Raw genomic sequence first — 26,328 nt, 5'->3', positions numbered from 1 at the left:
AACCGGGCTCCTTTGGGTGAGCAAAAAGAAGCGGGAAAGCTTATTGATAAGATCCAGTTACCCTTTAAAGTTTTATGCGAGCTTATTAATAGAGATAAAGAAGAGAAAAACCGGATTCAAGAAAAAACGAAGCGGCAAAGCGCTCACAGTGAAAGAGATTTTGCCTTTATCTTTTACGGTGCCAATGGACAGGAAGCAATTCACAAGAGGATCAAGTGAATGAGAAAAAAGGTTTCCCGGTCAGGGCAGCCTTTTTTGGTGCGAATGTAGAGAGATTGGAGAATCTTCAAATTTTTGCGGGCACAATAAATTTCATCAACACACCTGAATATGAATCTGGTTTAAGACCAACGGGTGAAATCAGGATGTTTCCAATTCTTGGGTACGATCAAAGTTCCAAAAGTGAAGCAATCAAGCCGTTCAGCAAATTCTTTTCCTTGCTGGATTTTTGGCGAAAAAAACCGGAAACCCGTCCTTAATATTGCTATTGAAAATTTTTATCAGAATATTTCCGGTCGTAGTATGAGGTTTCGACGAAAAAAGTCAAACAGGATTGGCAAGTTTAGACAGACTTTGAAATATAGATTAAGATATACTATTCTCACTTCGGTTTGGAGAGGGAGTTTTATGACCGTTTATGCTGATGTGATTTTCTTCCTCAACAGTGCCATTGATTTCCTGCTTTTATGGCTGACGTCAGGAATTCGCAAACAGCGGACAACCTGGTGGCGCCTGCTGCTTTCAAGTATGGTGGGCGGTCTGTATTCGATGTTGCACTTATGGTCCCGGTTTTCGATTGCTTATTTTTTTCCGGTGAAGATCATTGTTTCGATCTTCATGGTACTGATCGTGTTCGGCTGGAAGCATCCGTTCGCTTTTATGCGGAATTTGGGGATGTTTTACCTGATCTGTTTCATTACGGGAGGGGCCATGATTGCCTTTCATTATGTGATGACAGGAGACAGCCAGGCAGCCGGCGGCATTTTCTATTCCCAATCTGCTCACGGCTGGGGTTCACCTGTTTCATGGGCGCTCATCATTTTCGGGTTTCCCCTGGTATGGATGTACACGCGTTTTTCCCTGCGGTCCCTGGATGAATGGCAAATGTTCGGCCAATTCATCGCCGATGTGTCGATCCGGCTGCAGGGTAGGGAATTGACCTGCGCCGGCCTTGTTGATACAGGAAATCAGTTGCGTGATCCCATTACCCGGTCGCCGGTGATCCTGGTTGAGCTGGAATCGCTCAAACCGATGCTTCCTGAACCGCTGTGGCAAATGGCGCAAATCCGGGAACTGGAAAAAGGCTGGGACCTGTTGCCGGCCGAATGGCTGAACCGGGTTCGCCTGATTCCTTACCGGGCGGCAGGAAAAGAGAACGATCTGCTTTTGGCGGTCAAACCGGATCACGTAATTGTTTCGCAAGGAGAAAAAAAGAATAAGATTACAAAAATTCTCATAGGTATAGATGTCGGACGTCTATCATCCGATGGGGCTTACCAGGCGATTATCCATCCATCTTGTCTTTCTGCAGCTGTTTCCTGAATCCAAGCAAGAAAGGGAGGTATGGGCATGTTTGCCAAATGGAAAATTGTTTTTCAGATTTTTTGGTATCGTCTTTTATTTCATCTTGGAGTAAAAGGAGAAGAAATTTATTACATTGGAGGAAGCGAAGCCTTGCCACCGCCACTTTCCCGGGAAGAAGAAGCGCACTTGCTGAAGCGTCTCCCGAGCGGAGAATCGGCGGTCAGAGCCATCCTGATCGAGCGGAATCTGCGGCTGGTGGTTTATATTGCCAGAAAGTTTGAAAATACCGGTATCCATATCGAAGACCTGGTATCGATCGGGACAATCGGTCTGATTAAAGCAGTAAACACCTTTGATCCGACGAAAAAGATCAAACTGGCTACTTATGCGTCCCGGTGCATTGAAAACGAGATTTTGATGTTTTTGCGCCGCAACAACAAAATCCGGTCTGAAGTTTCGTTTGATGAACCGCTTAATACAGACTGGGATGGAAATGAACTGTTGTTGTCCGATGTACTGGGTACCGAAAATGATACCATTTACCGGGATATCGAGGATGAGGTGGATAAAAAAATCCTGCGTACCGCCTTGTCAAATCTATCAGATCGGGAACGGAAAATCATGGTTCTGCGGTTCGGACTGGATGGGGGAGAAGAAAAAACACAGAAGGATGTAGCCGATTTGTTGGGAATCTCCCAATCTTATATTTCTCGTCTTGAAAAAAGAATTATTAAGAGATTGCGTAAAGAATTCAATAAAATGGTTTAATTTCATTCTAATTATAAATTCTCCTTCTCAGGACATACTGTAATTTAGTTCCATCCTGAGGAGGAGAATTTGTCATGGCACGAAACAAAGTGGAAATTTGCGGTGTGGATACATCAAAACTTCCAGTACTAAAAAACAAGGAAATGCGTGTCCTGTTCCAGAAGTTTCAGGCTGGAGATCAAAAGGTGCGTCAGAAACTGGTAAACGGGAATCTGCGCCTGGTTTTAAGCGTGATCCAACGGTTCAACAACCGTGGGGAATGTGTGGACGATTTGTTTCAGGTTGGCTGCATTGGCCTGATGAAAGCCATTGATAACTTTGACCTCAGTCAGAACGTAAAATTTTCCACCTATGCAGTGCCAATGATTATCGGTGAGATCAGGCGGTATCTGCGGGATAACAATCCGATTCGCGTTTCGCGGTCCTTGAGGGACATTGCCTACAAAGCACTCCAGGTTCGCGACCAGCTGACAAACCGGTATTCGCGCGAGCCAACCATTTATGAGATATCCGAAGCGATGAATGTTCCGAAAGAAGACGTCGTTTTTGCGCTGGATGCCATTCAGGATCCCGTTTCATTGTTTGAACCCGTGTATCAGGATGGCGGTGATCCCATTTTTGTCATGGATCAGCTGAGTGACGAGAAAACGAAAGATATGCAGTGGATCGAGGAAATCGCCTTGAAAGAAGCGATGAACAAGTTGAATGACAGGGAAAAAATGATCTTATCGATGCGCTTTTTCGAAGGGAAAACACAAATGGAAGTCGCCGAGGAAATCGGTATTTCCCAGGCACAGGTTTCGCGGTTGGAAAAAGCGGCAATTCAACAAATGAATAAATTCATTAATTGAAATAAATGCGAAGCTTGCCCGTTCCGATCAGATGGCAAGCTTTTTTTAATAATAAAAGAACGAATTTCGTACTAAAGGTTTATTTTTCAAGATTTATTATAAATAAATATTTAATCCATAGATCTTAATTATAACAATGATTTGAAAAGTAGAGATATCGGCTTACCAAGCAGGCAGCGGATGGACCTGGTTAACGATCAGTACAAGAACAAAACTGCTTGATCAGTTTCCTGGGAGAACTGAAACTATATCGCCAGCAACAGAAAGAGATTGAAACAAACCTGTACAAACGGTGGGGAAAAATGACGGAAATCCAAAATACTGCGATTGTTGATGCAGTTAAAAGGGCTGCCGAATGAAACAGTCACTTTCCCAAAAATGGGGAAGTGATTATTTCTTATACATTTTCGACCCGTCAGACATATATATAAAATAAATTGAAATGGACGGAGGCATCCTTCATATGAAAATTTCGGAGTTACAGGCGAAAGATGTCGTAAATATCGCAGATGGCCGCAAACTGGGGCAGATATATGATCTGGAACTGGATTTGCGCCGGGGAGCGATTCGCGCCATCGTAGTTCCGGGAGAAAGCAAGTGGTTCGGGCTTGTTTCCGGAGGGCATGAATGGGTAATTCCATGGCGCCAAATCGTCAAGATTGGGTCCGATGTTATCCTTGTCAGGCTGGATGCCCGCGAACAGATTCCGTTTTCAGAATCCCATCCGGCATATATGTTTTCCGATGAACAGGACCAGCGTTAACCTATTTGTTCAGTTAGGAAATTGTGGTAATATGGTACGAAGGGAGGGAGTGTATGGAACCATTTAAATTTCAGGCTGAAAAGGATGTTCCTTATTTTGTGATTGAAGAATGGGAAAATGCGTTTCCCCATCTGACAGTGGGTTTTAGTGCTCGAAATAAAAGGGAAGATATGAATTGCAGGAATTATGCCTTTCATGTGGGCGACCAGCCTGAACGGGTGCTCTCCAACCGGAAGAAACTGGCGTCTCTGCTGAAAATGCCTTTTTCTGCCTGGACAAGTGGTGAACAGGTGCATGGAGTTCATGTCCAGGCCGTTGATGGCGGGCAGAAGGGAGCTGGAAAAGATATGCGCGAAACGGCCGTTCAGGATACGGACGGAATGATTACAGGCGAAACGGATCTTTTACTGGCTGCCTACTTTGCCGACTGTACCCCTCTTTATTTCTATGCCCCCGATATCGACTGGATTGGAGTTGCCCATGCTGGCTGGAAAGGAACCGTGGGGGGAATCGGCCAAAACGTAGTTTCCTGTTTGCAGGAAATGGGAGCCGATGTTGGGGAAATCCGTGCCGCAATCGGGCCTTCCATCGGCCCTTGCTGTTACGAGGTGGATGAACGCGTCATACGGCCGCTGGAAAAGATCCTGGCTGATCAAAAAGCTTTGCATGAGGTTGCGAAAAGTTATATTCCAGGCCGCTGGCAGCTGGATCTGAAAAAAGCAAACGCCAAAATATTGGAAAAATCAGGTATGAAATCACAGCATATCCTTGTATCCAAATGGTGTACAAGCTGTGATGAGGACTACTTTTATTCCCATCGCCGGGATCACGGGGAAACAGGAAGGATGGTTGCATGGATCGGAAAGAAGGAATAAAGGCAGGAATGAACGAATTTGCTTATCGATGGGAAAATGTAAAACAGCGGATTGAACAGGCATGCTTCCGGTCCGGCCGGAATCCGGGAGAGGTAAATGTACTTGCCGTTACGAAGTATCTGGATATTGAAGGTACCAGGAACATTCTCGATTTGGGTTTGCAACACATTGGTGAAAACAGGGTGCAAAATGCTCTCCCAAAATGGGAAGAACTGGGCGACCGCGGAACCTGGCATTTTATCGGACACTTGCAGCGAAGAAAGGTAAAGGATGTTGTTGGCCGTTTTGCCTATATTCATTCGCTGGACCGTTTTTCGCTGGCTGAAGAGATCGACCGCCGTGTAGCGGCAGGAGGATATCCGCCGCAGCGCTGTTTTTTGCAAGTAAATGTTTCCGGAGAAGAATCAAAATATGGAATTTCTCCGCAGGAATTAGAAGAGTTTGCCTGTGAAGTGGCGAATTTATCTACTATTGAGATAGTAGGCCTGATGACTATGGCACCTATTGCGAACGACCCGGAAGAAGTGAGGCCTGTCTTTCGAGAATTGAAACGATTGCAAGGAAAATTACAACGGTTAAGACCCCGTTTACGAGTTCCTCATTTGTCAATGGGCATGTCCCAAGATTTTGAAATTGCTATTGAAGAAGGGGCGACATGGGTTCGCTTGGGTTCCGTATTGGTAGGAGGTGGCAAACGGGGTAGGTAGCCTTGGTTCAGGAGGCGATTTCCTATGACATTGATGGACCGAATCATGGGCTTTTTTGGTGTGAACGATGATGAGTTATATGATGAGGAAGTGGAGGAAGAACGTGAATCCGCTTCATCAAACAAGGGGCGCAGCAACATCGTTTCATTGCATACGCAGAAAAATATCCGCATGGTGCTGTTTGAACCGCGCACTTATGAAGAGTCACCAGAAATTGCGGATCACCTCAAAAGCCATCGTCCTGTTGTTGTCAATCTCCAGTTAGTCCGTCGCGACCAGGGATTAAGAATTATCGACTTTTTGAGCGGGACAGTATATGCTTTAGGAGGAAACATTCAAAAGCTGGGTAACAACATTTTTATCTGTACACCGGCCAACGTGGATATTCAGGGAACGATCACAGACATTTTGAGTGAAGAAGAGGCTAGAGATTTGAGGTGAAGTGACACGAATGATTATTTACAGCATCGTCGACAAATTGTTCATGATTTATTATATTGTGCTCATTATATACATTTTGTCATCGTGGTTTCCCAATTTCAGGGGTACACCGGTTGGCACGCTGCTGGAGAAGTTGTCCGAACCTTATCTGAGTGTGTTTCGGCGTTTCATTCCCCCGATTGTCGGATTGGATTTATCTCCGATCCTGGCGCTGTTTGTCCTTCATTATGTGGAAATGGGATTATTTACTGTAATCAGTTGGGTCTTGTAGACGGATCATGAGCAAACAAAACATATTCATGCACTTTCGTTCGGAAGAATATCCTTTTGTGGAGCGTTCACTGGACTATGTTGAGCGCGCATCCGCAAAAAAAACAGCTGATACTGACGTCTTTTCTTGATCCTGGAAAAGTTGCAATTCTTGCCTCCATTGTACAGCGGGATCCCAATCTGGTTTTTCTGACGGATGGGGGTTATGAGGAAGCCGAGTGAAAACGGGCCATAATCGCACCTGACTACTGTTATGCTGTAAGTCCAGATTCATTTAACATAAGCTGTTTACGCCTGGAAGCCATCGGAATGAAACGCCTGGAACACCGGGACGTTCTGGGTGCCGTGCTGGGATTGGGAATCAAAAGGAATATATTGGGAGATATCATTCCGCACAATAAGGGTAGTGACATCATTGTCGCCAGTGAGATGGAGGATTACCTGTCTGCCAACATTGGACAAGTCGGACGCCATCGTGTTAGTATAAGAAAGATTACTCGCCCTGAACTGGCTCTTCCCGAACAGAACATAAGGATCCGAACAGTTTCTGTGGCCTCGTTGCGTGTGGATGCGGTTTTGTCGGAAGGTTATCGGATCTCTAGAACAAAGGCATCGTCCTTGGTAAAAAGCGGCAAATGCAAAGTGAACTGGAAATTAGTGGATAAACCGGATTGCCCGATTGCACCTGGTGACTTGATCTCCCTGAGAGGATTTGGACGCACGGTTGTAGAAGCTGTTGAAGGACATGGCAAAAAAGGGAGAATATGGATTAAGCTAATTACTTAGATTTGAGGGAAAGTTCTATTTATATAGTGCTTATAGTAATCCGGAAGGATATCTGGTAATATTGTCGAATAGAAAAGAATGCAATTTTTCTAGGAGGTGCGAATGATGCCGTTAACACCTTTAGATATACACAATAAAGAGTTCAAAAGATCTTTCCGGGGATATGATGTTGATGAAGTAAACGATTTTCTTGACCAGATCATCAAGGATTTCGAACTGCTTACCCGGGAAAAGCTGGAACTTGAACAACAGGTGGAAGAGCTTCAGGCGGAAGTAGAACGTTTGATGGAAAGCGAAACGATGTTCCAAAGCGGTCCACAGGAAATTCAGCAGCCGCCGGCTCCCGCTCCGCAAACGATGCAACGCTATCCGGAACCGATGCAGGTGCAACCTTCTCCGCAGGCGTTGTCATCCATGGAGCAAAGCATTCACAAGTCGATTCGGGTCGCCCAGGAAGTGGCGGAAGAAGTTCGCCTGAATGCAAAAAAGGAAGCCGAGTTGATTGTTCAGGAAGCCGAGAAAAATGCCGACCGCATTATCAACGATGCCTTGCAAAAAGCACGTGCCGTACACAGCGAGCTGCTTGATCTGAAACAGAAAGCAACCGTATATCGTGCGCGTTTCCGCACATTGGTACAATCCCATCTTGATATCCTGGAAAACTCCGATTGGGAATCTCTGGAAGAGTTGGAGGCTGGCCTGGAGGAACAGGGGAAAAAGCTGGAGAAACATGCCGAACATAACCAGTCCGACTTGTTGATGGATCAGGCCACACAAGAGTATCAGGATTTTGCCACCCAGGGGTATCAGGACTTCAGTACCCAGGAATATCAGGATTTCAGCAGCATGAATAAGATGGATGATACTACAGTCATGGATGAAGTAGCCGCATCTTCCTATTATGAAGAAGATGAACCGCGCCGCGAGTTGCGCAGGACTTCAAGAAAACTGAAGAAAAAAGCGATGTTTTAATGGACATGTCTATGTTCTGGATGATCAGCAGAAGAAAATTATGGCTAAAGGTTAGGAAAGGGAAGAGTAGATAGATAAACTCGTGTTCAGCGAATTAGGGATGGTGTAAGCCTAATCCGAGTTTCTGTCGAATATCACCCTGGAACCGTCACCTGAAACAGAGTAAGGTCGACCGCGTCATCCACGTTAAGGATGGTAGAGAGGCTTTGTTTCCAATCAAGCAAAGGATTCGAAGCCAGTAGGGTGGTACCGCGGGATACCTTCTCGTCCCTAGAGGATGAAGAAGGTTTTTTTATGTTTAAAACAAAGTCTTGGTTCATGTTTTACATAAAGGAGTGATTCAAAATGTCTGATTACGGGAAAACATTGAATCTCCCGAAAACCGCTTTCCCCATGCGCGGAAATTTGCCAAACCGCGAACCGGAAATGCAAAAATGGTGGGAGGAAATCGATATTTACGGGCAGGTACTGAAAAAACGGAATGGAGCCCCGTCTTTTGTCCTGCATGACGGGCCTCCTTACGCCAATGGCGATCTGCATATCGGCCATGCCTTGAATAAATCACTGAAAGATTTCATTGTCAGATATAAATCGATGAAAGGTTACCATGCTCCCTATGTCCCTGGATGGGATACCCATGGTTTGCCGATTGAGCATGCCGTTGTCAGCAAAAAGAAAGTGGACCGCAAAAAAGTGGATCCTGTCAAATTCCGCGAAATGTGCAAAGACTATGCATTATCGTTTGTCAACAAGCAAAAGGAACAGTTTAAACGGCTTGGCGTTCGTGGTGACTGGAACAATCCCTATCTCACCCTGAAACCGGAATATGAAGCAGAGCAGATTCGTGTGTTTGGTGAAATGGTGAAAAAAGGGCATATTTACCGGGGCATGAAATCCATTTACTGGTCTCCTTCTTCGGAAACGGCACTGGCGGAGGCGGAAATTGAATACCGTGACAAGCGTTCCGCATCGATTTACGTTTCCTTTCCGGTAAAAAACGGAAACGGGGTGATTCCGGAAGAAAATACGTATCTGGTCATTTGGACAACCACTCCCTGGACCATTCCGGCCAACCTGGGCATTGCCCTGAATGAAGACTTTGAATACTGTCTGGTGGAAACAGACGGGCGCAAATTCCTGTTGGCAAAAGAACTGCTGTCTCAAGTGATGGAAACGATCGGAATTTCTGATTACCAAGTCCTTTCCGTCATGAAAGGAACCGATTTGGCCGGAGTTGTCTGCCGTCATCCATTCTATGACCGGGAAAGCCCGATTGTTTTTGGTGACCATGTTACGCTGGATGCCGGAACGGGTTGTGTTCATACCGCACCGGGACATGGGGAAGAAGACTTTTACATTGGCCAAAAGTATAATCTGGGTGTGCTTTGTCCGGTGGATGAAAAAGGACGGATGACTGAACAGGCGCCTGGGTTTGAAGGATTGTTTTATGAGGATGCCAACAAAAAAGTGACAGAAAAGCTGGAGGAAGCCGGTTGTTTGTTAAAATTGACTTTCATTACCCACCAGTATCCTCATGACTGGCGCACGAAAAAACCGGTAATCTTCCGCGCCACGGAACAATGGTTTGCTTCCGTTGACGGTTTTCGCCAGGAAATGCTGGAAGAAATCAAACGCGTCAAATGGACTCCATCCTGGGGAGAAACAAGGATTCACAACATGATTGCCGACCGTGGAGACTGGTGTATTTCCCGGCAACGGATCTGGGGTGTTCCCCTGCCAATCTTTTACTGCAAAAAATGCGGTCATCCGCATATTACGGAAGAGACGATTGAGTATATTGCCAATCTGTTTGCCAAACATGGCTCTTCGGTATGGTACGCCAAACCGGTTGAAGAGCTGCTGCCTCCAAACCAGTCCTGCTCGGAGTGCGGACACCAGGCGTTCCGGAAAGAAACCGATACGATGGATGTCTGGTTTGATTCCGGAAGCAGCCACCGGGCCGTGCTGACCCAGCGGGAAGAATTAACCTGGCCGGCAAGCATGTATCTGGAGGGTTCGGACCAGTATCGCGGATGGTTCAACTCTTCTCTGTCAACAGCTGTGGCGACAAAAGGAAAGGCTCCTTATAAAGAGGTGCTGAGCCACGGCTTTACCCTGGATGGGGAAGGACGGAAAATGTCGAAGTCGTTGGGAAATGTTATCGCTCCTGCCAAAGTGATCAAACAGTACGGAGCCGATATTTTGCGCCTGTGGGTTGCTTCGTCCGACTATCAGGCCGATGTGCGCATTTCCGATGACATTCTGAAACAGACCGCTGAAGCATATCGGAAAATCAGAAATACATTCCGCTTCCTGCTGGGAAACCTGAAGGATTTTCAACCGGAGTCAGATCGGATCAGCGTCAGCGAATTGACGGAACTGGACCGTTTTGCGCTGATCAAATTGCAGCATTTGGTGAAACGTGTAACCAAGGCTTATGACGAATATGATTTCCATCATGTTTATTATCATGTCCATCATTTTTGCACCGTGTTTTTAAGCCAATTCTATTTGGATGTCTTAAAAGACCGGTTGTATGTACTGCCGACGAATGCCAAAGTTCGCCGTTCTGCGCAAACGGTTTTGTATGAAACATTGCTGTCACTGGTAAAAATCATCAGTCCGATTTTGCCGCATACCGCAGATGAAGTGTGGAAATATGTTCCGGCTGTGGAAGAGATCAGTGTCCAGCTTTGCGACTTCCCTGTCGTTTATGAGGAATGGCTGGATGACAGTCTGGAGCAAAAATGGAATCAGCTGCTTTCCATTCGTGATATCGTATTAAAAAATCTGGAAGAAGCCCGGGCAGCAAAATTGATCGGAAATTCGCTTGGCGCTGCGGTTGAATTGACGCCAAGCCCTGAGGCCGGACCCTTGCTTGAATCTGTCAGTGATTTGGATCAACTCTTTATTGTGTCAGGTGTAACCCTGAATAAACCTTCTTCCGGTGTATCGGATGAGGAAAAAGTGAAAGTAGCCGTCCATGTGGCTGAAGGCGAAAAATGCGAACGTTGCTGGATGATTTCGCCATCGGTAGGCAAACACGCAAAACATCCCACGCTCTGTGACCGCTGTGCAACCATTGTCGAAGAAAACTTTGCCGATGCCCTGAATGTGGAAGGTTAAGGGATCATACAAGGAAAAGGCTGATGCCTTGAAGGCATCAGCCTTTGCTATGTCCGCAGGTTATCCGTTCCGTCCGGGTTAAAAGCATTCCCGGCCCCGGGAAGTCCAAACGAATCGGTCAGAGGAAAGGAAATTTTTAAAATGGGAAAGGGAAATTGCTGTATACCGACAGATCGATACCGCAAAGGATGCTTATTTTGGGTTTGTAACACCTCTTTTTGTTTGCTGTCTGGTTCCTGTTTTTTCAAGGGAATGAAAGATTCGGTTTTTCCTATGTATGAATTACATGATATTCTTTATATTGAAAAGGGGGGTCCGTGGTCAGAGACAGTTAGCGTGAATAAGAAAAAAGTGTTTCTGAAAACCGAAGTGACAAGCAGAATACAGCTGATCCGGGGCAATCGGTGTGCAGGTGATTTTTGGACCAGTAACGATCATCAATAGTGAAATCGAAGAGCAGTCAGGAGAATCGTAACAATGACGAATCACAAAATTTTGTTGAGCTTATCCAAGAAATTGATTGTGTCATGTCAGGCACTAGAGCATGAACCGTTATATGGATCGGACATAATGGGCAGGATGGCGCTGGCGGCACAGCAGGGAGGCGCCTCCGGAATTCGGGCTAACACCCGGGAAGATATTGTGACAATCAAGGAGAACGTCCAATTGCCGGTGATTGGAATTATAAAACGAAATTATCCTGATTCATCGGTTTATATTACCCCAACGATAGCAGAAATTGAAGAATTGGTATCCGCAGGTCCTGAAATAATTGCAATGGATGCAACAAACCGGTTGCGTCCCGGTTCACTTACGCTGGAAAAATTGATCGGGCAAATCAAAGATCGATATCCCGGACAAATGCTGATGGCAGATGTTTCGACGACAGAAGAAGCGATTGAGGCAGAGAAATTAGGTTTTGATGTGGTTTCTTCTACCCTGGTGGGATATACGAAGGAGACAGGGGGGAAAAAGATTTATGATGATGACTATGCAATTCTGAAGCAAATGTTGCAACATGTTCATATTCCGGTGTTTGCGGAAGGAAATATCTATACACCGGAAGCGGCCAAACGCTGTTTGGAACTGGGATGTTACGCGGTTGTCGTTGGAGGAGCCATTACTCGCCCGCAACAGATTACCCGGCGTTTTGTTGAAGGGATTTCTTTTTGACGAGGTAATAAGCGGGAAAGGGGTCGGTTGTACTCCTTGCCCCGCTCGTAAACAGGTGAAAGGATTATACTTGGCGGGTCAGCCAAGGTAATCGTTCTGTTCGGAAGGGAATTTCATCCCTTTATTTCTTTTGATTAAATTTGTATGCAAACAGAAATCTTCCTCATTTCAATCGCCCCGGGCGGACTCTTCAAACAGTATTTTCTGGTATAAATCTGGTTATGGAGTGCGAAAAAAATGAAACTGCGGGTGAATTGCGATTCCCGGGAAAATCCGGTGTTAATCGGTTTCATGGTAAGGGAAAATTACCGATTCCCTGGAAAGGCAGTTTACGAAGAATAACTCCTCAACGGGTGGTCACTCTGCAAACCACCTGTTTTCTTTAATTTCTTTTTGATTAATGGAAAGGTGTGTTCATTGTGGGCATAAAAAACAGCATGAAAAAGGAATTCAGGCTTATTTCATTGGATATTGATGGAACAATTTTAAATGAGAAAGGAGAAATTTCCGGCGCGAATCGCCAGGCGATTGCAGAAGCTCGTAAAAAAGGAATTGATGTCGTTCTAAGTACGGGACGATCCATCTTTACTTGTTCACCAATTACTGAGTCTCTACAACTTGATTCGTATCTTGTCACTTTAAATGGAGGTGAGGTATGGGATGGTTCGGGAAACCTGGTGGAAAGATACGGACTTGAAGTTACCTGTATTCAGAACCTGTGGGAGTTGGCAAAAAAATACAGGGCCCAGTTCTGGGGTGTTACCACTGAAAAGGTGTGGAGTAATGAATTTCCCGCAGACATTTTCGCACACCAGTGGCTGAAATTTGGATTTGATATTGAGGATGATTTGATAAGAAAAAAAGTTATAGAGGAACTCTCTCAAGATCCCCGGCTTGAGATAAGCAATTCCAGCCTGACCAACATTGAAGTAAATGCGGCAGGAGTTAACAAGGCGAAAGGGGTGGCCAATGTTTGCCGCAGACTCGGCATATCGATGGATGAAGTTATGGCAATCGGAGACAGCCTTAATGATGTTGCCATGATTCAGCAAGCAGGCTGTGGTGTCGCAATGGGAAATGCTCAAGATATGGTAAAAGAGGTTGCTGACTGGGTAACGGGCACAAACAGGGAGGATGGCGTTGCCCGTGCAATTCGGCATTGGGTGTTGCAGGGATAAGGTTGGCTCCGGTTAGTTGAGTCGAGTCAAACAGCAGCCCACTAGTGGCGGGAGTCATGAAAATTATACTTTTCGTAATGAAGGGCAAATTCATGTGAAAAAGTTAAGCGGCTGTAGTTCAGGGGAATACTACAACCGCTTAATCCCATTTTATCTTGTTTGCTTCACGGGAGTCAGATAAATCTTTTTATTACGAAGTGGAGGTTGGCGTATCCGGCAAAGGATCTCCGGTGAGCTGAGAAGATTTCAATTTGGCTGTAATGATTAATACTGTCATCAGTGATGCATAAACAATGCTGTTAACCATGTTGTCCGGATTAAACAGCAAAGCGACGAAAATTGTTGCCAAAATTCCAAAGGTTAACATGGTCAGATACGGATAAAGAGCCACTTTGAAAAAAGGCATCTGCTGATATTGTTTCCGCAACTTCAATTGTGCCAGGCAGATCATCATCCAGAGCAGGATGGTTGAGTATCCGGGAATGCCCATTAAATACTGGAAAACTTTTTCCTGGGCAAACAGGGCAACAATTGATCCCAGAAACAGGCTGGCCCCGGAAACAATCAGGCTGTTTACCGGTACTCCATTTCTGTTCAGGCGTGAAAAGATAGCCGGGGCTTCCTTTTGCCTGGCCAGCGAATAAAGAACCCGGGAACTCGAATAAATGCCTGTGTTGGCAGCTGATGTAACAGCAATCAACAGGATAAAGTTCATCATATGGGCTACCCCTTTGAAACCGACGGCCGAGAACACCTGGACAAATGGACTGCCCGCTCTTCCAACCTCATTCCACGGAATCAATCCCATAATGATAAACAAGGGAAATACGTAAAACAGGAAAATGCGCAGAATAACACTTTTGATGACCTTAGGCAGAGACTGTTCGGGATTTTTCATTTCGGTGATCGTTAGCCCGACCATTTCAGTTCCTCCATAAGAAAAGATGACGATCAAAAGAGAAGATACAAGCCCCGTCCACCCAAGCGGCAAAAAGCCACCGTGTGCGGTCAGGTTGGACAGCATTGGAGGATGATCCGTGGGGATCAGTCCAAACATCAATCCCGCTCCCAGAACCACAAAAGCAAGCAGGGTAAAAATCTTTATCCCCGTAAGCCAAAATTCCACTTCACCAAACAAGCCGACACTCAACAGGTTAAGCCCAATCAGAATCAAAGCGATCAAAAAGCTGAGCAGCCAGAGCGGCTGGTCTGGAAACCAGAATTTTAAAAAACTTCCTGCAGCCGTAATTTCAACAGCCATGACAAGAATCCAGGTAATAAAGTAAAACCATCCGATCACAAACGAAACCTGATAACCCAACGCTTTAAAAAGCAGGCCCCGCAAATCCAAACCTTTATTGGCAAGAGCCATTTCAGCCAGTGCACTCATCACGACAAACAGCAACAGCCCTGCAAAGAAATAAGAGATTAATACACCAGGACCAGCAGCGTGAATCGTTTCGGCGCTTCCCTGAAATATGCCCGCGCCGATTGCACCGCCTAAGGCAATCATTTGAACGTGCCGGGGGCGCAGTTTCTGTTGCAATTGTCCCATTCGATTCACCTCTCACTTTATTACAAAAAAGCATAACAGTACAAAAGAAAAGAAGGAAGGGGTTTAATGAATTTATATTAATTCAAAATAGTTCGGCGATAATCTGTTCCAATTTATTGGCAGGAAGGATAGGTACATGAAAAGTCTTTGAAACGGAGAAGATAGGAAAGTGACAGGTATGCAGACAAAGTTTGAGGATAAGAAGCTGCTTCCTGACAGAGGTGCTGCTGAGGGAAAAGCGACAAAATATCTTGAACAAAAGCATTTTTTGGGTCCGCCAGAAAGCGCCGGCCGCTTATTCAACAGACAGGAGGAGGAGTTTATGAACGAAATTGAGAAACGACAATTACGGCAACAACTGGAACAGGAAAAGGCCGAGATCGAGCAACGGTTGCGGCAAACGGACAATTATGGACTGGAAGCAAGCATGAATGTGTCCACAGGCGAATTGTTGGGGTATGACAATCATCCGGCAGACCTGGGTACCGAACTTTTTGAACGGGGCAAGGATTTGGCGCTCAACGAAAATGACGAACGCCATCTGGCGGAAATTGAATCAGCTTTACGGAGAATGGACGAGGGAACCTATGGCTGTTGCAAGGTTTGCGGCGAGGAAATTGCCTTTGAACGGTTGGAAGCCGTTCCGGCGACAGAATATTGCATTGCCCATCAGCCGGACCGGCATTCATCCATTCGGCGACCGGTTGAAGAGGAAGTACTAAAGCCCGGTTATACCGATATTGATGGAAAGGACAAAACCTTTTACGACGGGGAAGATGCATGGCGGGAAGTGGAGCAGTACGGAACTTCCAATCCTCCGGATTTTTTTGTGGAAGGGCGCAATTATAACGAATTGACAGTTGACCACGATGAAAACCGGGGTTACGCAGATCTGACGGAAGGATTTTCAATCACCGATCTGTCCGGGCATACGGACGAGATTTCCGAGATTACGCATAATGATGCCTACCGTCAGAAAGAGTGGGAAGAAATTGCGGAAGAACAGGGCCGCGACGAGCTTGTTTGAACTTGTGGGAAAGAACGGGCCTGTGCTACAATCGGATAGATAAAAGGATATTCGACTGTGGGAGACAGGAGGAAGACTTTTGAGATACTTTTTTATTGCGCTTTTGGTGCTGATTTTTGATCAATCGACCAAATGGCTGGTTGTGCACAAAATGAACCTGTATGAATCGATTCCGGTCATACATGGTTTTTTTTACCTGACCTCACACCGGAATCGCGGTGCGGCATTTGGCATCCTGCAAGATAAAGTCTGGCTGTTCATATTGATTACCTTGATTGTGGTGGTGTTCATCATTTATTATTTGTGGCAATTGAAAAATGAAAGTACGGGAATGTCAATTGCCTTTTCCTTGATTCTGGGAGGTGCAGTCGGCAACCTGGTTGACCGGGTCCAGATGGGGGAAGTAGTTGATTTCCTTCATTTTCAATTTGGTTCTTACCAATTCCCGATCTTCAATATTGCCGATTCATCGATTGTCATCGGTGTCGCTCTTCTGTTGATCCTGACTTTCTTTACAGCGGAGCAAAAGGAATCATTTTCTGAAATGAGGGACACACATTGAGTGGGCAATCGGAAGAAATGGAATATTGTGAATGGACAGTGAACCCATCTTTTGAAGGTGAACGTTTAGATAAATATATCGTGCAAATGAATGATGAATGGTCACGCGCACGGGTTCAGGAGTGGATTCGTGCGCAATTGGCATCGGTAAACGGGCAAGCCAGGAAAGGAAACCATCGTCTGAAAGCGGGAGATATTGTTTCGTTAAAGGTGCCACCGGCTGTTGAACCGGAGATTCACCCGGAACCGATTCCTCTGGACATCCGGTATGAAGACCAGGACGTGCTGGTGGTGAACAAGCCGCGCGGCATGGTGATCCATCCGGGTGCGGGAAATTACTCGGGGACGCTGGTTCATGCCCTCCTTGCCCATTGCAGGGGAGAACTGTCAGGTATTGGAGGCGTGGCACGTCCGGGAATTGTGCATCGGATCGACAAGGATACCTCTGGTCTGCTGATGGTGGCCAAGAATGATCTCGCGCACCAGTCACTGGCTGAACAATTGAAGGATCATACGATTGAGCGCATGTATTCCGCTTTTGTCCACGGCGTGATTCCCCATGACCATGGAACAGTGGATGCCCCCATTGGCCGGGACAAAAAAAACCGCCAGCGCATGGCGGTCATCCATCAAAACAGCAAACCGGCGGTTACCCATTTTTCCGTGCGTGAACGGTTCCGGAGCGCAACGCTTGTCGAGTGCCGGCTGGAAACCGGGCGGACGCATCAAATCCGGGTCCATATGAAATATATCGGGCATCCGTTGATTGGCGATCCGGTTTATGGTCCCCAAAAAAACCCGTATGCCATCGAGGGCCAGGCACTCCATGCACAGGTTCTCGGTTTTACTCATCCGAGAACCGGAAAGCGGATCGTACTGGAAGCAGAGTGGCCGGAAGATATGGAAAAACTGTACCGGACATTGAAAAGCAAAAGTTTTGTTTGACAAACAGAAGAATTTTCGGCATAATTTTCTTTAGAAGGAATAGAACCTTTAAATCCAGTCCCGTGAGGCTGGCAAGGGCACGGAAAAATTACAGGCAATATCTTCCTGTTTTTCAAAAAGCCTTTTGTCTGCCAGCGAACTGGACAAAAGGCTTTTTTTGTGCCGACAGAAAAAGGAGGAACCTCTCGTCATCATGGAAAAAGAAAAAGTTATCCTCGACGAGCCAAGCATTCGGCGGGCATTGACAAGAATTGCGCATGAAATATTGGAGCGAAACAAAGGTGTTGATGATTGCGTCATTGTTGGTATCAAGACAAGGGGAATTTATCTGGCCAATCGCCTCAGGGAACGGATTTTCCAGATTGAAGGGAAATTTCTTCCGGGCGGGGAACTGGACATTACGCTTTACCGGGATGATTTGACGGAAAAAAGCAACCAGCCCAAGGTACGTGACACCGATCTTCCCGATGTTACCGGTAAAAAAGTGATCCTGGTTGATGATGTCCTGTTTACGGGAAGAACGGTGCGGGCTGCGATGGATGCGCTCATTGATCTGGGACGGCCGCAGATGATCCAGCTGGCAGTCCTGATCGATCGGGGACATCGGGAATTGCCTATTCGTCCCGACTATGTCGGCAAAAATGTTCCTACATCCAGATCGGAAGTGGTTTCCGTACATTTGAAGGAAGTCGATCCAGGTGAGGACCGGGTAAGTATTCAACAAAATCTGATATAAGGAATAAAAGGTTGTCCCTTTTAAATCGGTCCAGAGAGGCCGGCAAAGGGAACGCGGATGACTAGCGCTGTACAAGGTTTACTGCGTCTCTTTGCATGCGGGCAAAGAGACTTTTTTTATCTCAATTAAAGGAGCCGAAAAAGATGAATCAGCAAAAAATTATCATGGATGTGCACGACAGGCCAAAGGCGGTGAAATGGATGCTTCTCAGCTTCCAGCATTTGTTCGCCATGTTTGGTGCAACGATTCTCGTGCCGCTTTTGACCGGGCTGAGTCCGGCGATTGCACTGATGTCAAGCGGAGTGGGAACATTGGCCTATCTGATCGTGACACGGGGAAAAATTCCGGCATACCTGGGTTCTTCCTTTGCGTTCATTGTTCCAATCGTTTCGGTATCCCAAGGTGGAAAACATGTAGGTGAAGCACTGTTTGGCTGTTTGCTGGTAGGGATCACCTACGGTGTGGTTGCCCTGGTCGTGTACCGTCACGGAATCAGATGGCTTGACAAACTGCTCCCGCCGGTTGTCATCGGTTCGGTGGTAATCGTGATCGGACTGGCCCTGGCCGGAACCGCCGTGGATATGGCAAGCAAAACGGATATTACGGTACAGATGCCGCAAACGGCCGAAGAATGGGCAGCGGTCAATGGGACGATCAAAGAGGTTAATCCGGAAAACAGCACTGTTACGGTACATGTCTATTCCCTGAAAAATTTCATTGTTGCCCTTGTAACCCTGGGAATCGCCATTGTCGCAAACCTGTTTTGCCGCGGATTCCTGCGGAACATTCCCATCCTGGTTGGAATGATTGGCGGATATCTGGTGTCTTTGATGATGGGAATGGTTGACTTCACTGCCGTTTACAACGCAGAGTGGTTATCGGTTCCGGATATGACAATGCCGGTTGTTTCCTGGAATGCGGCCATGGTCATGCTGCCTGTTACTCTGGTTGTACTGGCTGAACACATTGGCCATCTGCTCGTTCAGGGAGATATCATGGGAAGAAATCTGGCGGAAGATCCAGGATTGCACCGCTCTTTGCTGGGAGACGGGATTGCGACAAGTATCGCTTCCATGATCGGCGGTCCTCCCACCACCACGTATGGGGAAAATATCGGGGTAATGGCCATGACCCGCATCTTCAGCGTCTGGGTGATTGGCGGAACAGCGGTTTTGGCTGTCCTGTTCAGCTTTGTCGGTAAAATTTCCGCGCTTATTCAAACGATTCCAACTCCTGTTATGGGGGGAGTATCGATTCTCCTGTTTGGAATCATCGCTTCAGCAGGCTTAAGAATGCTGATTGAAAACCGGATTGACTTTAACGACCGGCGCAATCTGGTCATCGCTGCTGTCATTCTGGTGATCGGAGTTGGCGGAGCGTTGCTTCGGCTGGCCAATATTCATCTGGAACTGGAAGGAATGGCTTTATCCACCGTTATCGGTGTTTTGCTGAACCTGGTTCTGCCCAAACAAGATCAAGAAAACCAGGAAGCAGTGAAAGCTGCGTAATGGACAAAGGGGGAGATTTCATGGTGATGCGGCTGTCGCAACCTGCAATGAAAAATCTGGTAGATACGAAACAGCTGTCCAAACCGGAATTGGTGACTCTTTTGGAAAGGGCCCGTTATTGGGAAGAACACTGGCGTCCCGGCTGCAAAAGATTTCAGGGACAGTTTGCGGCCAATCTGTTTTTTGAACCTAGCACTCGAACCCGCTTTTCTTTTGAAGTAGCAGAAAAACGTTTGGGGATGGAAGTGATCAATTTTACCCCGGAAGTATCCAGCACAGCTAAGGGGGAAACCCTGTATGACACGGTGAAAACTCTTGCTTCGGTGGGAGTGGAAGTGGCAGTGATCCGGCATTCCGATCCCGAGGCATTTCTGAACCTGACCGTTCAGGAACCCGGATGTGCGTTGATCAATGCGGGAGCCGGATGCTATGCCCATCCCACGCAGGCGTTGCTTGACCTGTATACGATGGTAAAACAGTTTGGAGATTTAACGGGGAAAAAAGTGGCAGTTGTCGGAGATATCAGACACAGCCGGGTAGTCCGGTCCAATATTTGGACATTGAAACAGTTTGGTGCAGAGATGATGGTGAGCGGTCCGGCTTCCATGCGCGATGATGAAGTAGAAAAAATGGTCCCTTATGTCCCCTTTGCCGAAGCACTCCAGACGGCAGATGTCGTCATGATGCTGCGTGTCCAGCTGGAACGACACCATCAGAAGCTGTTTTCCTCTGCGACCGAATACCATCAGCAGTATGGATTAACGCGGGAAAAGGCCGCCATGCTCAAGCCAGGTGCGATTATCATGCATCCTGGCCCCGTGAACCGCGGGGTTGAAATCGCAGATGAAGTGGTGGAACATCCCAGTTCCAGAATATTTGACCAGATGACAAACGGTGTGTGGGTGCGCATGGCTGTCATCGAAAGAGCGTTGGGGGGAGTAAATTGAAAATACTCATAAAAAATGGGATGCTCATTCATCCTGTTACCAAAAAACTTGAAAAAAGAGATATTATGATAGAAGAGCAAAAAATCAGGCAGATCCTTCCCGAAATCGATGCCGGGGAAAATGTCGCAGTGATCAATGCGGCAGACAAATTTGTTGCTCCCGGACTGATTGACATGCATGTACATTTACGGGAACCAGGATTTGTGCACAAAGAAACAATTGAATCCGGATGCCGGGCTGCAGCGCGCGGCGGGTTTACAACGATTGCCCCCATGCCCAATACGCGTCCGGTAACGGACTCTTCGGAAATTGTGAAAGAAGTTATTAGCCGGGCGGACAAACTGGGTATCGCCCGGGTGGTTCCTTTTGGTGCGATCACCCTTCGTGAAGAAGGCCAGGTACTGGCAGATATCGCCGGAATGAAAGAAGCCGGGATTATTGGCGTATCTGATGATGGTGTTGGGGTACAAAGCAGCAAAATGATGAAACAGGCGATGGAATTGGCCCGGTCTCTGGCTCTGCCGGTGGTTGCCCACTGTGAAGACAATACGCTGGCCAAGGGTGGATGCGTCCATGAAGGAGTTTTTGCAGAAAAATTCGGATTACGGGGAATCCCTTCATCTGCGGAATCGGTTCAGATAGCCCGCGATATTTTGCTGGCCGAAGAAACCGGCGCTCACTATCATGTCTGTCATATCAGTACGGAACAATCTGTCCGTCTTGTTCGTGAAGCGAAATCACGGGGACAGAAAGTGACAGCGGAAGTGACGCCTCACCATCTGCTTTTATGCGATGAAGATATCCCCGGGCCGGACGCGAATTGGAAAATGAATCCGCCTCTACGCTCCAGACGGGATCGGGCTGCCTTGCTGGAAGGTTTGAAAGACGGAACGATCGATATCATTGTCACTGATCACGCTCCCCACACCGAAGGGGAGAAGAAAAAGGGGATGTCATTGGCTCCGTTTGGAATTGTGGGTTTGGAGACCGCATTTCCGCTGCTTTATACACACCTTGTGTTAAAAGGAGTGCTTACGTTAGCTGAGTTGATCGAAAAGATGACGGAAAGACCGGCCCGACTTTTTCAATTGCCTTATGGTTCTATTGTGGAAGATGGGACGGCCGATTTGACAATCATCGACCTGAAACGGGAAAAAGAGATCAATCCGGAGGACTTTGCCTCCAAGGGACGCAACACACCATTTACCGGCTGGAAAGTAAAAGGCTGGCCCGTCATGACGATCAAAAATGGCCAAATTACATGGAAGGAACCAGGCTTTTATATGCAGTAAAAAAGGAGGATGGCTCATGAAAGCCAGAGTGTTACTGGAAGATAATTCGTTATTTTATGGGGAATCGTTTGGAGCAGAAGGAGCTTGGGTAGGAGAGGTTGTGTTTAACACAAGTATGACAGGATATCAGGAGATTTTGACTGATCCGTCGTATTGCGGACAGATTATTACGATGACTTATCCCCTGATCGGGAATTACGGAATTGCCCGGGATGATTTCGAATCCATGCGGCCGCACGCACAGGGATTTCTGGTCAGGGAATTTGCGGAATATGCCAGCAATTGGCGAAATGAAATGCCGTTGGCCCAATTTTTGAAAGAATACGGGATCATTGGAATCTCGGGAATTGATACCCGCATGCTGACCAGAAAAATCCGTTTGCATGGAACGATGAAAGCTGTGCTGACAACGGGGGACGAAAGCTTGCAGGAATTAAAAGAACGGTTGAACACGCCCCTGATGAGGGATCAGGTAGCACGGGTCAGCACGAAAAGTATTCACGTATACCCCAATACCGGTAAACGGGTAGTGCTGATGGACTTTGGTGTAAAACACAGCATTGTTCGAGGACTGGCAGGAAGAAATTGTGAAGTGGTTACCGTTCCGTATAATACCTCTGCCAAAGAAATTCTGCGTTTTCGGCCTGACGGGGTCGTGCTTTCAAATGGCCCTGGAAATCCCAAAGACGTTCCCGAGGCAATCTATACAATCAGGCAATTGTTGGGGAAAGTCCCCATTTTCGGCGTATGCATGGGACATCAATTGCTGGCGCTGGCTTGCGGGGCGGATACGGAAAAAATGAAATTCGGACATCGCGGAGGAAATCAGCCGGTGAAAGCGTTAAAGACGGGAAATACGGTCATTACTTCACAAAACCATGGCTATGCCGTAGTTAAGGAATCGCTTCAGGGTACGGGCCTCGAGGTAACCCATATCGCCTTGAACGACGGATCGGTCGAAGGACTTGCCCATCAGAGTTTGCCCTGTTTTTCGGTGCAGTACCACCCTGAGTCGGCACCTGGTCCCCGTGATTCTGAAAGTTTGTTTGACCATTTTGAAAAACTGATGGAATCATTTGCACAAAAAGGAGAGTCGATCCATGCCTAAAGATCCAACACTGAAAAAAATACTGGTGATCGGGTCTGGCCCGATTGTGATTGGTCAGGCTGCCGAGTTTGATTATGCGGGTACACAGGCTTGTGAAGCCCTGAAAGAGGAAGGGCTGGAAGTGGTATTGGTCAACAGCAATCCGGCTACGATCATGACAGATACCCATATTGCCGACAAAGTATACATTGAGCCCTTGTCTGCTGAATTTATCACCCAGGTGATCCGTAAAGAACGCCCGGACGGACTGCTTCCGACATTGGGCGGACAAACCGGATTGAACCTGGCTGTCGAACTGGCCAGACAGGGTGTGCTGGAACGGGAAGGGGTCCGGTTGTTGGGAACCGATTTGCGGGCAATTACCAATGCGGAGGATCGCGACCTGTTTCGGGAATTGATGAATGAATTGAATGAGCCGGTTCCCGAAAGCACGATTGTGCAGGATGTGGAGCAGGCCGTCCGGTTTGCGGAAGAAAACGGCTATCCGGTCATTGTGCGGCCGGCATATACCCTGGGAGGGACCGGAGGCGGCATTGCAGGCAGTGAACAGGAATTAAGGGAGATCGTGGAAAACGGACTGCGCTACAGCCCCATCAACCAGTGCCTGATTGAAAAAAGCATTGCCGGATATAAAGAGATTGAATATGAAGTAATGCGTGATGCCGCCGACAGCTGCATCGTGGTCTGCAACATGGAAAACTTTGATCCGGTCGGAGTACATACCGGGGACAGTATCGTGTTCGCACCCAGCCAAACCTTGTCAGACCGGGAATACCACATGCTCAGAAACTCAGCCTTGAAAATCATACGCGCTTTGGATATCCGTGGAGGATGCAATATCCAGTTTGCGCTGGACCCGGACAGTTTCCGCTATTATGTGATCGAGGTGAATCCGCGGGTCAGCCGTTCGAGCGCACTTGCTTCCAAAGCCACCGGCTATCCGATTGCCCGCATTGCCGCCAAAATTGCTCTGGGGTATACCCTGGATGAGTTGAAAAACCCCGTTACCCGGCAAACCTATGCCTGCTTTGAACCCACCACCGATTATGTTGTCAGCAAGATTCCGCGCTGGCCATTTGACAAATTTGTTTCGGCCAACCGGAAATTGGGCACCCAGATGAAAGCCACCGGAGAAGTGATGGCCATTGGCCGCACCTTGGAAGAATCCCTTTTAAAAGCAGTACGTTCTCTGGAAATTGGTCTCGATTATCTGCAATTGCCTGAAGCCGGGAAAATTTCAGATGAAGTGCTGGCAGAACGGATTGAAAAAGCGGATGACGAAAGGCTGTTTTTACTCGCGGAATGGTTCCGGCGCGGGCATAGCCTGGAAAAAGCCCACAGCCTGACGAAAATAGACCGGCTGTTCCTGTACAAAATTGAGCGCCTGGTGAAATTCGAGCAGGAACTGAAAGCTGCCCCGGAACTTTCCAAAGATCTGCTGCTAAAGGCTAAACGGTTTGGACTGACTGACCGCACCATCGGGTCGCTGGTCAACCAAACCGAAGTGGAGATTCGCGCTTTGCGCAAGGAATCAGGTATCCTGCCTGTTTACAAAATGGTCGATACCTGCGCGGCTGAGTTTGCTGCCGAAACTCCTTACTATTACTCTACTTATGAAACTGAAGATGAGGTTGTCAAAGGGAACAGGCAAAGCATCATTGTGCTTGGATCGGGGCCGATCCGGATCGGGCAGGGGGTCGAGTTTGACTACGCCACTGTCCACGCGATCTGGGCCATCCGGGAAGCCGGTTATGAAGCCGTGATTATCAATAACAATCCGGAGACCGTGTCGACCGACTTTAACACTTCCGACCGGCTGTATTTTGAACCGCTGTGTAAAGAAGATGTCCTGAATATCATCGAAAAGGAAAATCCGCTTGGAGTGATTGTGCAATTCGGTGGCCAAACGGCATTGAACCTGGCGCGGGATTTGAGCGAAGAAGGCATCCGGATTCTGGGAACATCCCTGGAGGAAATCGACCGTGCCGAAGACCGGAAGAAATTTGAGCAGCTGTTAAGAGATTATCACATTGCCCAGCCTCCGGGGACCGCGGTCACATCTGCGGATGAAGCTGTTGAAGCAGCCAAAAAGCTGGCTTATCCGGTCCTTGTGCGTCCTTCCTATGTGCTGGGGGGACGAGCGATGGAAATTGTTTATAACGAAACCGAATTGCGTTCCTATATGGATCAGGCTGTCAAAATAAATCCCAAACATCCGGTTTTGATCGATCGTTATCTGCTCGGGAAAGAACTGGAGGTCGACGCGATCTGCGATGGCGAGGATGTATTGATTCCGGGAATTATGGAACATATTGAACGGGCCGGTGTCCACTCGGGGGACTCCATTGCTGTTTATCCGCCGCAATCCCTGGCGCCGGAGCATAAAAAAAGGATCATTGGGATTACGGAAAATATTGCCAGGGCGCTGAAAACAAAAGGCTTGATCAATATCCAGTTTGTTCTGTACCAAAACCGGATGTATGTACTTGAAGTAAACCCCCGTGCGTCACGGACGGTTCCATTTTTAAGCAAGATAACCGGAATTCAGATGGCGCGGGTGGCTACAAAAATCATGTTGGGGCACAGTCTGAAAGAGCAGGGATATACCGGCGGATTGTGGCAGGAAAGCGAAATGGTGGCTGTCAAAGTACCGGTGTTCTCATTTGCCAAGTTGCGCCAGGTTGATGTCACTCTGGGGCCTGAAATGAAATCAACCGGAGAAGTGATGGGACGTGACCGGGATTATGCAAGAGCTTTGTACAAAGGCATGGTGGCCGCCGGAATTGAAATGCCCCGTTTCGGAACAGTGATTGCAACGGTGGGTGACAAGGAGAAAGAGGAAGCGATTCCGCTTATGCAACGTTTCCATCAATTAGGTTATAAAATTGTGGCTACCAACGGCACGGCCAAGGTTCTTGAACAAGCCGGCCTGCCGGTAGAACGGGTGAAAAAGCTGAAGGAAGGCTCTCCCCATATCCTTGATCTGATCCGGCAGGGAAAAGCCGATTTTGTGGTAAATACCTGGACCCGCGGCCGTACCCCCGAACGGGATGGTTTCCGGATTCGCCGGGAAGCGGTCGAGCATGGAGTAGCCTGTTTAACCTCTCTGGATACCGTAAACGCCTTGCTGGAAACACTGGAGTCCATTTATCTGAATGCTGAACCGTTCCAAGAGCCGGCTTGTGCCGCTGAAAATCGGGGCATGTAAGGAGGGT

The 26,328-nt window shown here is 47.4% G+C and carries 25 protein-coding genes and 1 other annotated feature; of the genes, 24 read left to right on the top strand and 1 reads right to left on the bottom strand.

Annotated elements, in window-relative coordinates:
• Positions 1-12: 12 nt before the first annotated feature.
• From H2C83_RS02240 to H2C83_RS02170, 15 genes are all read left to right on the top strand, one after another.
• Positions 13-219 (top strand): hypothetical protein, encoded by a 207-nt coding sequence (locus H2C83_RS02240; RefSeq protein ID WP_181737333.1) that lies wholly within the window; start codon positions 13-15, stop codon positions 217-219.
• Positions 220-627: 408 nt separating this feature from the next.
• The gene (gene spoIIGA, locus H2C83_RS02235; RefSeq protein WP_181737331.1) at positions 628-1,542 is read left to right on the top strand and encodes a sigma-E processing peptidase SpoIIGA; all 915 of its coding nucleotides are present in this window, start codon (positions 628-630) and stop codon (positions 1,540-1,542) included.
• A gap of 27 nt (positions 1,543-1,569) precedes the next feature.
• A complete protein-coding gene (sigE, locus tag H2C83_RS02230; RefSeq protein ID WP_181737329.1) occupies positions 1,570-2,292 on the top strand; it encodes an RNA polymerase sporulation sigma factor SigE in 723 nt (240 codons plus the stop codon).
• A 74-nt stretch (positions 2,293-2,366) separates the two neighbouring features.
• Complete coding sequence (gene sigG / locus H2C83_RS02225) at positions 2,367-3,143, top strand: RNA polymerase sporulation sigma factor SigG (RefSeq protein WP_181737327.1); 777 nt, start codon at positions 2,367-2,369, stop codon at positions 3,141-3,143.
• A gap of 218 nt (positions 3,144-3,361) precedes the next feature.
• Positions 3,362-3,502, top strand: coding sequence for a hypothetical protein (locus H2C83_RS02220; protein WP_181737326.1), 141 nt, complete (start codon positions 3,362-3,364; stop codon positions 3,500-3,502).
• Positions 3,503-3,606: 104 nt separating this feature from the next.
• Positions 3,607-3,906 carry a YlmC/YmxH family sporulation protein gene (locus H2C83_RS02215; protein ID WP_181737324.1) on the top strand — a complete coding sequence of 100 codons (300 nt, stop codon included), beginning with the start codon at positions 3,607-3,609 and terminating at the stop codon, positions 3,904-3,906.
• A 53-nt stretch (positions 3,907-3,959) separates the two neighbouring features.
• A complete protein-coding gene (gene pgeF, locus H2C83_RS02210; protein ID WP_181737322.1) occupies positions 3,960-4,781 on the top strand; it encodes a peptidoglycan editing factor PgeF in 822 nt (273 codons plus the stop codon).
• Positions 4,760-5,488: a YggS family pyridoxal phosphate-dependent enzyme gene (locus H2C83_RS02205; protein WP_376766323.1), complete on the top strand. Its 729-nt coding sequence runs from the start codon at positions 4,760-4,762 to the stop codon at positions 5,486-5,488. The genes pgeF and H2C83_RS02205 overlap by 22 nt, the downstream gene beginning before the upstream one ends.
• Before the next feature lie 24 nt (positions 5,489-5,512).
• On the top strand, positions 5,513-5,929 hold the full coding sequence (locus H2C83_RS02200) for a cell division protein SepF (RefSeq protein WP_181737320.1): 417 nt from the start codon (positions 5,513-5,515) through the stop codon (positions 5,927-5,929).
• 10 nt (positions 5,930-5,939) lie between these two features.
• Positions 5,940-6,200 carry a YggT family protein gene (locus H2C83_RS02195; protein WP_181737318.1) on the top strand — a complete coding sequence of 87 codons (261 nt, stop codon included), beginning with the start codon at positions 5,940-5,942 and terminating at the stop codon, positions 6,198-6,200.
• Positions 6,201-6,508: 308 nt separating this feature from the next.
• Positions 6,509-6,985, top strand: coding sequence for a YlmH/Sll1252 family protein (locus tag H2C83_RS02190; protein ID WP_181737316.1), 477 nt, complete (start codon positions 6,509-6,511; stop codon positions 6,983-6,985).
• A gap of 105 nt (positions 6,986-7,090) precedes the next feature.
• On the top strand, positions 7,091-7,957 hold the full coding sequence (locus H2C83_RS02185; protein WP_181737479.1) for a DivIVA domain-containing protein: 867 nt from the start codon (positions 7,091-7,093) through the stop codon (positions 7,955-7,957).
• 44 nt (positions 7,958-8,001) lie between these two features.
• Positions 8,002-8,232 (top strand) — a binding site (T-box leader).
• 70 nt (positions 8,233-8,302) lie between these two features.
• Positions 8,303-11,083, top strand: coding sequence for an isoleucine--tRNA ligase (gene ileS / locus H2C83_RS02180; RefSeq protein WP_181737314.1), 2,781 nt, complete (start codon positions 8,303-8,305; stop codon positions 11,081-11,083).
• 477 nt (positions 11,084-11,560) lie between these two features.
• Positions 11,561-12,256 (top strand): N-acetylmannosamine-6-phosphate 2-epimerase, encoded by a 696-nt coding sequence (locus tag H2C83_RS02175; protein ID WP_181737312.1) that lies wholly within the window; start codon positions 11,561-11,563, stop codon positions 12,254-12,256.
• A 437-nt stretch (positions 12,257-12,693) separates the two neighbouring features.
• Positions 12,694-13,434 carry a Cof-type HAD-IIB family hydrolase gene (locus H2C83_RS02170; RefSeq protein WP_181737477.1) on the top strand — a complete coding sequence of 247 codons (741 nt, stop codon included), beginning with the start codon at positions 12,694-12,696 and terminating at the stop codon, positions 13,432-13,434.
• A gap of 190 nt (positions 13,435-13,624) precedes the next feature.
• Here H2C83_RS02170 and H2C83_RS02165 read toward each other — a convergent pair whose 3' ends face one another.
• Positions 13,625-14,989: an amino acid permease gene (locus H2C83_RS02165; protein WP_181737310.1), complete on the bottom strand. Its 1,365-nt coding sequence runs from the start codon at positions 14,987-14,989 to the stop codon at positions 13,625-13,627.
• A 322-nt stretch (positions 14,990-15,311) separates the two neighbouring features.
• Between H2C83_RS02165 and H2C83_RS02160 the strand changes: the two genes are divergently transcribed.
• From H2C83_RS02160 to carB, 9 genes are all read left to right on the top strand, one after another.
• Positions 15,312-16,016 carry a TraR/DksA C4-type zinc finger protein gene (locus H2C83_RS02160; RefSeq protein ID WP_181737308.1) on the top strand — a complete coding sequence of 235 codons (705 nt, stop codon included), beginning with the start codon at positions 15,312-15,314 and terminating at the stop codon, positions 16,014-16,016.
• A gap of 79 nt (positions 16,017-16,095) precedes the next feature.
• Positions 16,096-16,578 carry a signal peptidase II gene (gene lspA / locus H2C83_RS02155; protein ID WP_181737306.1) on the top strand — a complete coding sequence of 161 codons (483 nt, stop codon included), beginning with the start codon at positions 16,096-16,098 and terminating at the stop codon, positions 16,576-16,578.
• A 17-nt stretch (positions 16,579-16,595) separates the two neighbouring features.
• Positions 16,596-17,522, top strand: a complete 927-nt coding sequence (locus H2C83_RS02150) for an RluA family pseudouridine synthase (RefSeq protein WP_181737476.1) — start codon at positions 16,596-16,598, stop codon at positions 17,520-17,522.
• A 193-nt stretch (positions 17,523-17,715) separates the two neighbouring features.
• The gene (pyrR, locus tag H2C83_RS02145) at positions 17,716-18,258 is read left to right on the top strand and encodes a bifunctional pyr operon transcriptional regulator/uracil phosphoribosyltransferase PyrR (protein WP_181737304.1); all 543 of its coding nucleotides are present in this window, start codon (positions 17,716-17,718) and stop codon (positions 18,256-18,258) included.
• A 143-nt stretch (positions 18,259-18,401) separates the two neighbouring features.
• A complete protein-coding gene (gene uraA / locus H2C83_RS02140) occupies positions 18,402-19,766 on the top strand; it encodes a uracil permease (protein WP_181737302.1) in 1,365 nt (454 codons plus the stop codon).
• A gap of 20 nt (positions 19,767-19,786) precedes the next feature.
• Positions 19,787-20,713 carry an aspartate carbamoyltransferase catalytic subunit gene (locus H2C83_RS02135; protein ID WP_281364077.1) on the top strand — a complete coding sequence of 309 codons (927 nt, stop codon included), beginning with the start codon at positions 19,787-19,789 and terminating at the stop codon, positions 20,711-20,713.
• Positions 20,710-22,005 carry a dihydroorotase gene (gene pyrC / locus H2C83_RS02130; RefSeq protein WP_181737300.1) on the top strand — a complete coding sequence of 432 codons (1,296 nt, stop codon included), beginning with the start codon at positions 20,710-20,712 and terminating at the stop codon, positions 22,003-22,005. Before H2C83_RS02135 ends, pyrC begins: the two co-directional genes overlap by 4 nt.
• Positions 22,006-22,021: 16 nt before the next feature.
• Positions 22,022-23,113, top strand: coding sequence for a glutamine-hydrolyzing carbamoyl-phosphate synthase small subunit (carA, locus tag H2C83_RS02125; protein ID WP_181737299.1), 1,092 nt, complete (start codon positions 22,022-22,024; stop codon positions 23,111-23,113).
• Positions 23,106-26,321, top strand: coding sequence for a carbamoyl-phosphate synthase large subunit (gene carB / locus H2C83_RS02120; RefSeq protein ID WP_181737297.1), 3,216 nt, complete (start codon positions 23,106-23,108; stop codon positions 26,319-26,321). The genes carA and carB overlap by 8 nt, the downstream gene beginning before the upstream one ends.
• Positions 26,322-26,328 lie beyond the last annotated feature (7 nt).

The sequence above is a fragment of the Thermoactinomyces mirandus genome, from assembly GCF_013868055.1.
Classification (GTDB): domain Bacteria; phylum Bacillota; class Bacilli; order Thermoactinomycetales; family Thermoactinomycetaceae; genus Thermoactinomyces; species Thermoactinomyces mirandus.
Note: the sequence above shows the minus strand (reverse complement) of the source record. Positions and strands in the feature narration are given on the sequence as shown.